At 67.9% G+C, this 12,339-nt stretch carries 12 protein-coding genes; 6 read left to right on the top strand and 6 right to left on the bottom strand.

Annotated elements, in window-relative coordinates:
- Positions 1–175: 175 nt before the first annotated feature.
- From aroC to AP428_RS04485, 3 genes are all read right to left on the bottom strand, one after another.
- Positions 176–1,276: a chorismate synthase gene (aroC, locus tag AP428_RS04495; protein WP_011545234.1), complete on the bottom strand. Its 1,101-nt coding sequence runs from the start codon at positions 1,274–1,276 to the stop codon at positions 176–178.
- Positions 1,277–1,524: 248 nt separating this feature from the next.
- Positions 1,525–3,459 carry an MFS transporter gene (locus AP428_RS04490; protein ID WP_011545233.1) on the bottom strand — a complete coding sequence of 645 codons (1,935 nt, stop codon included), beginning with the start codon at positions 3,457–3,459 and terminating at the stop codon, positions 1,525–1,527.
- A gap of 139 nt (positions 3,460–3,598) precedes the next feature.
- Positions 3,599–4,054: a CBS domain-containing protein gene (locus AP428_RS04485; protein WP_006488504.1), complete on the bottom strand. Its 456-nt coding sequence runs from the start codon at positions 4,052–4,054 to the stop codon at positions 3,599–3,601.
- Between the two features lie 157 nt (positions 4,055–4,211).
- Here AP428_RS04485 and AP428_RS04480 point away from each other — a divergent pair, with 157 nt between their 5' ends.
- Positions 4,212–4,529: an Mpo1-like protein gene (locus AP428_RS04480; RefSeq protein WP_006476203.1), complete on the top strand. Its 318-nt coding sequence runs from the start codon at positions 4,212–4,214 to the stop codon at positions 4,527–4,529.
- A 15-nt stretch (positions 4,530–4,544) separates the two neighbouring features.
- On the opposite strand, the gene AP428_RS04475 is transcribed toward AP428_RS04480, so the two are convergent.
- On the bottom strand, positions 4,545–5,873 hold the full coding sequence (locus tag AP428_RS04475) for a YihY family inner membrane protein (protein WP_011694267.1): 1,329 nt from the start codon (positions 5,871–5,873) through the stop codon (positions 4,545–4,547).
- A gap of 145 nt (positions 5,874–6,018) precedes the next feature.
- Here AP428_RS04475 and wrbA point away from each other — a divergent pair, with 145 nt between their 5' ends.
- From wrbA to AP428_RS04455, 4 genes are read left to right on the top strand one after another with little or no spacing between them, the layout of a single operon-like run.
- Positions 6,019–6,639: an NAD(P)H:quinone oxidoreductase gene (wrbA, locus tag AP428_RS04470; protein ID WP_006476205.1), complete on the top strand. Its 621-nt coding sequence runs from the start codon at positions 6,019–6,021 to the stop codon at positions 6,637–6,639.
- A complete protein-coding gene (locus AP428_RS04465; protein ID WP_011545231.1) occupies positions 6,636–7,028 on the top strand; it encodes a DUF2069 domain-containing protein in 393 nt (130 codons plus the stop codon). Before wrbA ends, AP428_RS04465 begins: the two co-directional genes overlap by 4 nt.
- Positions 7,029–7,046: 18 nt before the next feature.
- On the top strand, positions 7,047–8,468 hold the full coding sequence (locus AP428_RS04460) for an FAD-binding oxidoreductase (RefSeq protein WP_054927661.1): 1,422 nt from the start codon (positions 7,047–7,049) through the stop codon (positions 8,466–8,468).
- 25 nt (positions 8,469–8,493) lie between these two features.
- Entirely contained in the window at positions 8,494–9,324 is an 831-nt protein-coding gene (locus AP428_RS04455; RefSeq protein WP_054927660.1) for a metallophosphoesterase, read from the top strand.
- Positions 9,325–9,382: 58 nt separating this feature from the next.
- Here the strand turns inward: AP428_RS04455 and AP428_RS37100 are convergent, their stop codons facing one another.
- Entirely contained in the window at positions 9,383–9,535 is a 153-nt protein-coding gene (locus tag AP428_RS37100; RefSeq protein WP_006476208.1) for a hypothetical protein, read from the bottom strand.
- Positions 9,536–9,652: 117 nt separating this feature from the next.
- Complete coding sequence (locus AP428_RS04450; protein ID WP_054927659.1) at positions 9,653–10,594, bottom strand: LysR family transcriptional regulator; 942 nt, start codon at positions 10,592–10,594, stop codon at positions 9,653–9,655.
- Positions 10,595–10,751: 157 nt separating this feature from the next.
- Between AP428_RS04450 and AP428_RS04445 the strand changes: the two genes are divergently transcribed.
- Positions 10,752–12,329, top strand: a complete 1,578-nt coding sequence (locus AP428_RS04445) for an efflux transporter outer membrane subunit (protein WP_077180235.1) — start codon at positions 10,752–10,754, stop codon at positions 12,327–12,329.
- The last annotated feature ends 10 nt before the right edge of the window (positions 12,330–12,339 follow it).

The raw sequence follows: 12,339 nt of genomic DNA, 5'->3' as shown, positions 1-12,339 counted from the left end.
GGCGGGCCGAATTATCCGAACATGTAACCTGCCGGAACGCGCCGCCACGAGCGGCGCGTTTTGCGTCGGTCACTGCGAACCGCCATAAACGAAACGGGGCGCTGCATCACGCAGCGCCCCGCTTGCATTCATCGCTCCACTGCCGAGGCGACACAGGGCGCCCCGCCCGCCTCTATCAGGTCGCGCTGCCCGCGATCTTCGGCGTCGACGTCTCGACGTCGCCGCACTGCGCGCGATGGCGCAGCGCATGATCGATCAGCACCAGCGCGAGCATCGATTCGGCGATCGGCGTCGCACGAATGCCGACGCACGGATCGTGGCGGCCGAAGGTTTCGACCGTCGCCTCGTCGCCGCTCTTCGTGATCGAGCGGCGCGGCGTGCGGATGCTCGACGTCGGCTTGATCGCGATCGACACGGTGATGTCCTGCCCCGTCGAAATCCCGCCGAGCACGCCGCCCGCGTGGTTGCCGACGAAGCCGGCCGGCGTCAGTTCGTCGCCATGCACCGAGCCGCGCTGCGCGACGCTGTCGAAGCCCGCGCCGATCTCGACGCCCTTCACCGCGTTGATGCTCATCATCGCCTTCGCGATATCGGCATCGAGCCGGTCGAATACCGGTTCGCCCCAGCCGACCGGCACGCCCGATGCGACGACGTCGATGCGCGCGCCGATCGAATCGCCATCCTTGCGCAGCGCGTCCATGTACGCCTCGAGCTCCGGCACGACCGCCGCGTTCGGCGAGAAGAACGGATTCTCGTGCACGTGCGACCAGTCGACGAACGGCACGTCGATTTCGCCGAGGCCGCTCATGTAGCCGCGCACCTCGACCCCGAAGCGCTCGCGCAGCCACTTCTTCGCGACCGCACCGGCGCCGACGATCGGCGCGGTGAGGCGCGCGGACGAGCGACCGCCGCCGCGGTAGTCGCGGATGCCGTATTTCTGCCAGTAGGTGTAGTCGGCGTGGCCGGGACGGAACGTCTCGACGATGTTGCCGTAGTCCTTGCTGCGCTGGTCGGTGTTGCGGATCAGCAGCGCGATCGGCGTGCCGGTCGTCACGCCTTCGAACACGCCCGACAGGATCTCGACCTCGTCGGCCTCCTGCCGTTGCGTCACGTGCCGCGACGTGCCCGGCTTGCGGCGATCGAGTTCGATCTGGATATCGGCTTCGGTCAGTCCCATCCCCGGCGGGCAGCCGTCGATCACGCAGCCGATCGCGGGACCGTGCGATTCGCCGAAGGTCGTGACAGTGAAAAGCGTGCCGAGGGTATTGCCGGACATGATGGAACCGCCCAAAGAGAATTAGACAAGCCAATACATCGTCTGTCGAAATATAGACAGACCTATATTTTGGAAGTCGTGGAATATAAGAATACCTATATTATGCCAGTCGTCCCGGCGGTTCGGGACGTCCGGTCCGTCGTGAATCATGCTCCGCGGTCAAAGGAGCCCTGACAAACGCTCTTTGGGCCATGCAAGCGGCACCGCTCGGCCTCTAAGTGTCGGCACCGCGCAATGCAGCCCAGCGCCTACTTCCGCGCGCCGCGCAGTTCGGTCACCGCCGCCTGCAACGCCTCGGGCGTCGCCACAGAAGCGGGGATCGGCTCGCCGACCGCCAGCGTCAGCCGGCTCATCACGCCGCGCTTGATCGGCCGTGGCATCCGCGCATCGGAATGCCGCGAAAAATAGCTGCCCCACAGCCCGCGCAGCGCCATCGGGATCACCGGCGCCGGCGTGCGGCTCAGGATCTCGGTGATACCGTGGTGGAACGTGTTGATGTCGCCCGTCTTCGTCAGCTTGCCCTCGGGGAAGATGCACACGAGCTCGCCGTCCTTCAGCGCGGCCTCGCAGAGGTCGTACGCACGCGCGAGCATCGCGGGGTCCTCGTGGCGCGGTGCGATCGGGATCGCCTTCGCATGCCGGAATACCCAGCTCGCGAAACGCGTCTTGAAGATCCGGTGATCCATCACGAACCGAATCGGGCGCGGGCTCGCGGCGGCCAGCACGAGCGCATCGACGTAGCTGACGTGATTGCACACGAGCACTGCCGCCCCTTCCGCCGGAATCCGCTCCGCGTGCACGAGGCGAATCCGGTAGAAGGTATGCACGAGCACCCACGCGACGAAGCGCAGCAGGAACTCGGGCACGAGCAGGTAGATATACGTCGCGACTACGACGTTCAATAGCGCGGTGACGAGGAACAGCCCCGGGATGTCGACCCCGGCCTTGGTCAGCCCCATCGCCATCACGGCCGACAGGATCATGAACAGCGCGTTCAGGATGTTGTTCGCGGCGATGATCCGTGCGCGGTGCGTCGGCGCGCTGCGGCTCTGGATCAGCGCGTACAGCGGCACGCTGTAGAAGCCGCCGAACATCGCGAGCAGGAACAGGTCGGCGAGGATGCGCCAGTGGCGCGCACCGGCCAGGAATTCGCCGACCGACAGCAGATGGCCGGGCGACGGCAGCGCATGGCTCGCGAAATACAGCTCGATCGCGAACACGCTGATGCCGATCGAGCCGAGCGGCACGAGGCCGATCTCGACGCGCCGCTGCGACAGCCGCTCGCACAGCAGCGAGCCGAGGCCGATGCCGACCGAGAACGTCGCGAGCAGGATCGTGACGACGTCGGGGCTCGCGGACAGCACGTCCTTCGCGAAATTGAAGAACGACGTGAGGAAGGTCGCGCCGACGAACCACAGCCACGAGATGCCGAGCAGGCTCAGGAACACCGTGCGGTTCTGGCGCGCGAGGCCGAGGTTGCGCCAGGTTTCGCTGACCGGGTTCCAGTTGATCACGAGGTCGGGCTGCGGCGCGGGTGTCGGCGGCACGCGCTGCGCGACGAGCCGCCCGGCCAGCGCGATGACGACGACGCTCACCGCGAGCACACGCTCGCCGCTGCCTTCGATGCCGGCCGCCGCGCCGCCGATGATCGTGCCGATCAGGATCGCGATGAACGTGCCCATCTCGACGAGCCCGTTGCCGCCGACCAGCTCATGTTCGCCGAGATGCTGCGGCAGGTACGAATACTTGACGGGCCCGAACAGCGTCGAGTGCATCCCCATCATGAACGTGCACAGATACAGCAGTGTCGCGCTGTGCGTGACGAAGCCGGCCGCGCCGACCAGCATCAGCACGATCTCGAACGATTTCACGAAGCGCGTGAGGGTCGCCTTGTCGTATTTGTCGGCGATCTGGCCGGAGGTGGCCGAGAACAGCACGAACGGCAGGATGAAGATCGCGGAAATCAGGAACGCGGCCGTCTTCGCATCGACGCCGGAGAACCGCGCGGTGTGATACGTGACGAGCGACGTGAAACCGATCTTGAAGACGTTGTCGTTCAGCGCGCCGAGGAACTGGGTCGTGAAGAACGGCGCGAAGCGGCGCTCGCGCAGCAGGTCGAACTGCGATGCGTGGGCGCGACGTTCGTCGCGCCGCCCCGAAGTGGCTTGCGTGTGATCGCTCATGCGGAATACGCGCGCATCGTCTGGGCGATGCTGCGCGGGCCTCGTGTTGTCGTTGAAAAAACGGCGGCGCAGGACATGCCTGCGCCGCCGCGTGCCGGATGGCGGCGCCCATGCATCGACGTGCCGGGCGCGGCGCGATTCACGGCTTGTGCGCTTCGGCTTCCGATTCCGGCCAATCGCGGATGTACGCCTTCAGCATCCGGTTCTCGAAGCTCTGCGCCTCGACGACCGTCTTCGCGACGTCATAGAACGAAATGACGCCCATCAGCACCTTCTTGTCGAGCACCGGCATGTAGCGTGCGTGACGCTCGAGCATCATCCGGCGCACTTCGTTGACGTCCGTTTCCGGCGTGCACGTGAGCGGCTCGTCCATCACCTTGCGCACCTGCACGTCGCCGATCGCGCCGCCGTTCACGTGCAGGCGCAGGATGATTTCGCGAAACGTCAGCATCCCGACGAGATCGCCGTATTCCATCACGACGAGCGAACCGATGTCGTGTTCGGCCATCGTATCGACCGCTTCGCGCAGCGGCTTATCGGGCGTCACCGTAAACAGCGTGTTGCCCTTCACTTTCAGAATATCGCTGACGCGCATCGTAGTCCCCTCATGCTTGAATGCAAAATCTCTTTCGATCCTATCGGAAAGCCTGTCAAAAGGAAAGCACGGGCCGGCGCGGCGGCCCGCCACCGCTTGCGGACACGGGCCGCCGGCCGCACAATGGCCCCATGAACAGCGGCCCGAGGAGACGGCCATGGCGCATACGCATACGGAGCAATTCGCCAGCTTCGCTGACTTCTACCCGTATTACCTGAACGAGCACCAGAACCTGACGTCGCGGCGACTGCACTTCATCGGCTCGCTCGGCGTGATCGGCTGCGTCGCGATGGCGGTCGCGACCGGCCACTGGCTGTGGCTGCCGGCGGCGGTCGTCTGCGGCTACGGGTTCGCGTGGGTCGGACACTTCTTCTTCGAGAAGAACCGCCCGGCCACGTTCCGGCACCCGATCTACAGCCTGATGGGCGACTGGGTGATGTTCAAGGACATCTGCACCGGCAAGATCCCGCTGTAGCCGCCGGCCCCGCCTTCAGGCAGGCCGCGGCGGCTGCGCGTGCGCGTCGGCGACGCCCGGCGCCGGTGCGGCGCTGCCGGCCGGCTGCCCGCCCGCGAGCCGGTGCGCGGCGATCAGCGATGCGAGCGTCACGTCGAACCGGTCGTTCGACAGCACGTCGAGCAGCGCGGCCCCGTCGACGTGGCTGCGGCGCCGCTGGAGTTGGTAGGTCAGCTCGGTGCGATCGATCACCAGCACGTCGAACAGTTGCGCGAGCGTCAGCTGCTCCGGGTTCGCGAGCAGGATATAGCGCGGCGTGGTCTCCCCGCCACCGTCGAGCCGCGCGACCCATTCCCGCTCCTCCATCGTCGTCAGCAATCGCTGCGCGGTTTCCATGTCGCAGCGCAGCATCGTCGCGAGCCGCAGCGCCGTGTAGCCGCGCTTGCCGGCCGCACGCGCTTCGGCCAGCCGCGCGAGCAATTCGAGCGCGTCGAGCAGGTCGCTGCCCGGATAGTGGATGCGGTGGAACTGGCCGACGCGAATCGCCGGCAGCGCCGACGCCACCATCGCGCCCAGCAGCGCGATGAACCAGCTCAAATACACCCACAGCAGGAACACCGGCAGCGCCGCGAACGCGCCGTACACGGCCGTATAGGTCGGAATGCGCCGCACGTAGTAGCCGAAGCCGCGCTTCGCGAGTTCGAATGCGATGGCCGCGAAGAGCCCGCCGATCACCGCGTCGCGCCATGCGACCGTGCAGTTCGGCAGGTACACGTACAGCAGCGTGAACGCGAGCACCGTCAACGGCAGCGATGCGAGCGCGAGCAGCCACTCCACCATCGACGTGGACGGCCCCGCGCCGGTGAACGCGAGCGACTGCGTGAACAGGTACGACGAGATCGACAAGCTCACGCCGAACAGCAAGGGCCCCAGCGTGATCAGCGCCCAGTACGCGAGCACGCGCTGCGCGAACGGCCGCGGCTTGCGTACGCGCCAGATCAGGTTGAACGCCGATTCGATCGTCATCATGGTCATCACCGACGTGACGACGAGCACGATCAGGCCCGCCGTGGTCAGCCCCTTGGCCTTCGACGCGAACTGGTTCAGGTACTTGAAGATCTGGATGTTGAACTGCGCGGGCATCAGGTGATCCGCGAGGAACCCCTGCAGCGAGATCTGGAACGACGCGAACATCGGGAACGCGGTGAACAGCGCGAACGCGACCGTCAGGAGCGGCACGAGCGCCAGCAGCGTCGTGAAGGTCAGGCTGCCCGCCACTTGCGGGATGCGATCCTCGGCGCTGCGCCGGGCCGCGAACTGCGCGAGGCGCTTGATGGTGACGAGATCCACGCTCAACTTCGGCAAACGGCTTCTCCTTCTCGATGCTACGCGCGTCACGGCGCGCCGCCGCCGCGCAGCGCGACGGCTTCAGCCCCTATAATAGCCGCTCGATTCCAGCAGGGGCCGACTGCACCGGGCACGCGCGCGGCCGCACGCGGCTCCGTCGCCCATGAAAGACATCCTCGTCCTCTATTACAGCCGTCACGGCGCCACGCGCGATCTCGCGCTCGCGATCGCGAACGGCATCGACAGCGTGCCGGGCATGCAGGCCCGCATCCGCACCGTGCCGCCCGTGTCGGCCGTCTGCGAAGCCACCGCCCCCGACATCCCGGCCGACGGCCCGCCCTACGCGGAACTGCGCGACCTCGAGGAATGCGCGGGCCTCGCGCTCGGTTCGCCGACCCGCTTCGGCAACATGGCCGCGTCGCTCAAGTATTTCCTCGACGGCACGACGCCGCAATGGCTGTCGGGCGCGCTCACCGGCAAGCCGGCGAGCGTGTTCACGTCGACGGGCAGCCTGCACGGTGGCCAGGAGTCGACGCTGCTGTCGATGATGCTGCCGCTGCTGCATCACGGGATGATGATCGTCGGAATCCCGTACACCGAATCCGCCCTGAGCACGACGCGTACCGGCGGCACGCCGTACGGCGCGTCGCACGTCGCGCAGCACGACCGCTCGGCGCCCGCCGGGCTGTCGGCGGACGAGAAGGCGCTCGCGGCCGCGCTCGGCGTACGGCTCGCCCGCGCCGCCGCGGCCCTCGCCAGCGCCCAGGCCGCCGAGGCGGCATGAACGCCCCCGCCCGCCCCGCCATCGCGGCCCGGCCGCGCTACGCGCTGGCCGCCGCCGCGTGTCTCGTCGCGCTGATCGCGCTGTCGCTCGCGTGGGAGCTGTGGCTCGCGCCGCTGCGCCCGGGCGGCTCCGCGCTGATGCTCAAGGCCGTGCCGCTCGCGCTCGCGCTGCCCGGCGTCTGGCGGCGTAACATCTATACGATGCAGTGGGCGAGCATGCTGATCCTCGTCTATCTCGCCGAAGGCATCGTGCGCGGCATGTCCGATCGCGGGCTGTCCGCTACGCTCGGCTGGTGCGAGGCCGCGCTTGCCGTCGGCTTCTTCGTGGCGGCGCTGGCTTACGTCGCGCCGTTCAAGCGCGCGGCGAAAAAACCGCGCGCCACGTCCTGACCCTTACGCGACAAGGTGATGATGTCCTCCGAAGCTTTCGTTTCCGCGTGCCGCGACGCGATCGGCGCCGATCACGTCCTGACCGATCCGCACGATACCGAGCCGTTCCTGACCGACTGGCGCCGCCGCTACCAAGGCGCGGCGTGCGCGGTGCTGAGGCCCGCGAACACGGCCGAAGTCGCCGCGCTCGTGAAGCTCGCCAACGTGCACGGCGTCGCGCTCGTGCCGCAGGGCGGCAACACGGGCCTCGCCGGCGGCGCGACGCCCGATGCGAGCGGCAGCCAGGCCGTGCTGAGCCTGGCGCGCCTGAACCGCGTGCGGGCGCTCGATCCGCACAACAACACGATCACCGTCGAAGCCGGCGTGATCCTCGCCGACGTGCAGGCGCGCGCCCGCGAAGGCGGCCGGCTGTTCGCGCTGAGCCTCGCGGCGGAAGGCAGCTGCACGATCGGCGGCAACCTGTCGACCAATGCGGGCGGCACCGCGGTGCTGCGCTACGGCAACGCGCGGGAGCTGTGCCTCGGGCTCGAGGTCGTGACGCCGCAGGGCGAGATCTGGGACGGGCTGCGCGGACTGCGCAAGGACAACACCGGCTACGACCTGCGCGACCTGTTCATCGGCGCCGAAGGCACGCTCGGGATCATCACGGCGGCCGTGATGAAGCTGCATCCGCTGCCGGCCGCGCAGGTCACGGCGCTGGCCGCGCTCGAATCGCCGCACGCGGCGCTCGATTTCCTCACGCTCGCGCAGCGCGCGGCCGGGCCGCTGCTGACCGGCTTCGAGCTGATGTCGGATTTCTGCATGCAGCTGGTCGGCAAGCACTATCCACAACTGCGCTACCCGTTCGCGCAGACGCATGCGCAAACGGTGCTGCTGGAGCTGTCCGACAACGAAAGCGAAGCGCATGCGCGCGCGCTGTTCGAGAAGCTGATGGAAGACGCGTTCGAGGCCAGGCTCGTGGTCGACGCGGTGGTCGCGGAGAACCTTGCGCAGTCGCGCGCGTTCTGGGACCTGCGCGAGCACATCCCGCTCGCGCAGGCCGACGAAGGACTCAACATCAAGCACGACATCGCGGTGCCGATCTCGTCGATCGCACGCTTCATCGACGAGACCGACGCGGCGATCCAGCAGGCCGCGCCGGGCGCGCGCATGGTCACGTTCGGCCACCTCGGCGACGGCAACCTGCACTACAACGTGCAGACGCCCGAAGGCGGCGATCCGAAGGCGTTCCTCGCGGAATTCCAGAAACCGATCAACCGGATCGTCTACGACAACGTGCACCGCCATCACGGTACGATCAGCGCGGAGCACGGCATCGGCCAGTTGAAGATCGACGACGCGCAACGCTACAAGTCGCCGGTCGAAACCACGCTGATGCGCACGCTGAAGACCGCGCTCGACCCGCGCGGCCTGATGAATCCCGGCAAGGTCCTGCGCTGACGCCGCCTACTCAGGAGCCAAGCCCGTGAAAGTCCGCGTCTTGTCCGACCTGCATCTCGAAAACAACCTGCCCGACGCGATCCCGCATGCCGACGCGGATCTCGTCGTGCTGGCCGGCGACATCCACAATCACGCGGAAGGCCTGCGCTGGGCCGCCGAGACGTTCGACCCGGCGGTGCCGGTGGTCTACGTGCCGGGCAACCACGAGTACTACGACGGGGAATTCGGCGCGCTGGAGACGGCGATGCGCGACGCGGCGCATGCGCTCGACAACGTGCATTACCTGAACAACGGCGTCTACGTCGATCCCGCTCAACGCTTCCGCGTGCTGGGCACGACGCTCTGGGCCGATTTTTCGCTGTTCGGCCGGGACGAAGCCAGCGTCGCGCGTGCGATCGACGCCGCGCTGCGGGTGATGCTCGATTTCAAGGGACTGATCCAGGTGACGTGGCCGCACGACGCGACATTGCGTACGGCAGCGGGGGCGCCGGAACGGGATTTCGCGCCGGCCGACGCGATCGCGCTGCACCGGCGCGGCCGCGCATGGCTGGAAACGCAACTGGCGGCGCCGTTCGCGGGCAAGACGATCGTCGTTACCCATCACGCGCCGCACCGGCGCTCGCTGGCGGAACGCTATGCGGAGGATCTGGCGTCGGCGGGGTTCGTCACGGACATGGCGGAACTGGTGCGGCCGCCGGTGGATCTGTGGCTGCACGGCCACACGCATACGTCATTCGACTACGTGGCGGACGGCGGCACGCGCGTGGTGTGCAATCCGCGCGGCTACCTTCACCGGCGCACCGGCGAATGGGAAAACCCCGCGTTCGCGTGGGACAAGGTCGTCGAGCTCGGCTGAGCGCCGGCCCGGGCGGCCGCGTGGCGCGGCGTTGCCCGTCTGAAGCGTGACGGCGGGATCAGCGGCCGGGGCGGCGCGGCTCGCGCACGCGGACCGGCACGGGCTTCATCTGCGCCTTCGCCTTCATCGCACGCAGCAGGTCGCGGGTCGCCGCCGCGGCGGCAGCCGCGCCCAGCAGGACGCCAAGGCCGATCATCAGGTGCGTATCCATCGCTACTCCGGTGTGGTGTATCTCGTTAATTCCAACAGTATCAAACTGTCTGACACACGTTCGTAAAAAAATGTTGCGTGAAGGACAAATCTCGTCAGATGGTGGCTGACCGCGCGGTCATGTCGCACGCGTGTACTGTTCGAGCACCGCTTCGTCGGCTTCGAGCGTGAGCGGCAGCTCTTCGCGCAGGAAATCGACCCAGGTCCGGATTTTCGCGTCGAGGTACTGGCGCGACGGATACAGCGCATAGATATTCATCACGTGCGACCGGTACTCGGGCATCACGCGCACGATGTGCCCGCTGCGCAGCCAGCCGATCGCCGAATAGAGCGGCAGCCCGCCGATCCCCATCCCCTCCCGCACGGCCACCGCGAGCGCCTCCGCGACGTTCACGCGGAACGGCGGCGCCGTGATCGGCACGACCTCGTCGCCGTTCGGCCCCGCCAGCGCCCATTCGTCGAAGTGAAAGCCCGGCGCGACCATCCCGAGGCACACGTGCTGCGCGAGATCGGCCGGCCGCTGCGGCACGCCGTGCGACTCGACATAGCCCGGCGATGCGCACACGACGCTGTAGCTCTCGCCGAGCCGCTGCGACACGAGCCCCGAATCGGGCAGATCGCGGCCGACGACGATCGCGACGTCGTAGCCCTCGTCGAGCAGGTCGGGCATCCGCTGCGCGAGCGTCAGCTCGACGTGCACGTCCGGATAGCGCTCGCGATAGCGCGCGATGGCCGGCACCAGATAGTGCTGGCCGAGGCTCGTGAAGCAATGGACCTTCAGCTTGCCGGACGGACGCGCGTGCGCGTCGCCCGCCTCGGCTTCGGCCTGGTCGACGTAAGCGAGGATCTGTTCGCAGCGCTGCAGATAGCGCTCGCCCGCTTCGGTCAGCGCGATCCGGCGCGTCGTGCGGTTCAGGAGACGCGTGCGCAGGTGGGCCTCGAGATCCGAGACCGCGCGCGACGCGTAGGCGGTAGTCGAATTCATCTGCTGGGCGGCCGCGGTAAAGCTTCCCGCGTCCACCACGCGGACGAATACCCGCATGTTTTGTAGCGTATCCATCCCATTACCCGTTTGAATCCGGAGGGATTGTTGCACAGGGTCCAACAAATATTATCTCAGGATTCGTAAAAATGACTTGCACCGTTGTCCGTTTATTCAGGAATCACTGAAAAATATAATCGCCTCCGACTCATCTATATCCGAAAGGGAGAAAATCGTGCAGTCTCCGGCGACAAAAGGGACGCTCGCACTGGCGGTTCTTGCAGTCTCATTAATAATGGCCGGTTGCGCGAGCATGGGCGACAACAAAACCCAGTCCACTCGCATCGAAGCGAACGCGCTCGACGCCGGCGCGGCCATCCGCGCGGCCGACCGCGACGCGGGCTGGCCCGCCGCCGACTGGTGGCGCGCGTACCGCGACCCCCAGCTCGATGCATGGATCGCCGCCGCCCAGGCCGGCAACCCGACCCTCGCGGCCGCCGAGGCCCGCGTGCGCGAAGCGCAGGCGATGGCGCGCGTCGCCCGCTCGGCCGAACTGCCGCAGATCAACGGCAACCTGTCGCTGATGCGCCAGCACTGGCCGGACAACGTGTACTACGGCCCGGGGCCGCTCGCGAACGCCGACACCTGGAACAATACCGGCTCGCTCGGCCTGTCGTACCACCTCGATCTGTGGGGCAAGGACAAGAACGCGACCGAGCGGGCGCTCGACACCGCGCATGCGACCGCCGCCGACGCACGGGCGGCCAAGCTCGAACTCGAAGTCAACGTGGTGCGCGCGTATGTCGGCATGTCGATGAACTACGCGCTGCTGGACCTCGCGCACGAGACGTTCGAACGCCAGCGCTCGCTCGCCGATCTCGCACGCAAGCGGCTGCAGGCCGGCCTCGGCACGCAGCTCGACGTGAGCCAGGCGGAATCGACGCTGCCCGACTACGAGCGCCAGATCGACAGTTACGAAGAGGCGATCCAGCTCGCGCGCCACCAGCTCGCCGCACTGGCCGGCAAGGGCCCCGGCGCCGGCGACACCATCAAGCGGCCGCAGCTTGCGCTCGATGCGCCGGCCGGCCTGCCGTCGGCGATGCCGGCCGACCTGCTCGGCCGCCGCCCCGACGTCGTCGCGGCGCGCTGGACGGTCGACGCGCAGGCGCGCGGCATCGACGTCGCGAAGGCGTCGTTCTACCCGAACATCGACCTGCTCGCGACGGTCGGCGGCTTCGGCGTGACCGCGCCGTTCACCGACTTCCTGCGCGCGATGAACGGCGGCTGGACGGCCGGCCCCGCGCTGTCGCTGCCGATCTTCGAAGGCGGCCGGCTGCGGGCGCAGCTCGGCGCCGCGAACGCCGGCTACGACCAGGCGGTCGAGCGCTACAACCAGACGATCGTCGGCGCGCTCAAGGACATCGCCGACCAGGTCGTGCGAATCCGCTCGCTCGATACGCAGAAGAAGGACGCCGCGCGCTCGGTGGCGGCCAACGATCGCAGCTATCAACTGTCGCGTGAAGGCTTCCGCCGCGGGCTGACCGATTACGTGAACGTGCTGGTCGCGCAGCAGCAACTGCTGCGCGCGCAGGAGACGGCCGCCCGCATCGACGCGGAACGCCTCGCCGCGCACGCGCAGCTGATGGCCGCGCTCGGGGGTGGAGTCGAGACGGGCAGCGACGTGCCGAAGGACGAAGCCGCCGCCGCGGTTGCCGCGCCCACCGCCGCGTCGGGCACGAAGCCCGCGGCAGCCGTCGCCCGGCCTGCGGAAGTCGCCACCACCGGCGCGTCCGGCGTGCCGGCCGCACGGTAACGCGGAGCGT

Source organism: Burkholderia sp. E168m22 (genome assembly GCF_001319805.1).
In the GTDB taxonomy this organism is placed as follows: Bacteria; Pseudomonadota; Gammaproteobacteria; order Burkholderiales; family Burkholderiaceae; genus Burkholderia; species Burkholderia orbicola.
This window is presented reverse-complemented; position numbering and strand designations above follow the sequence as displayed.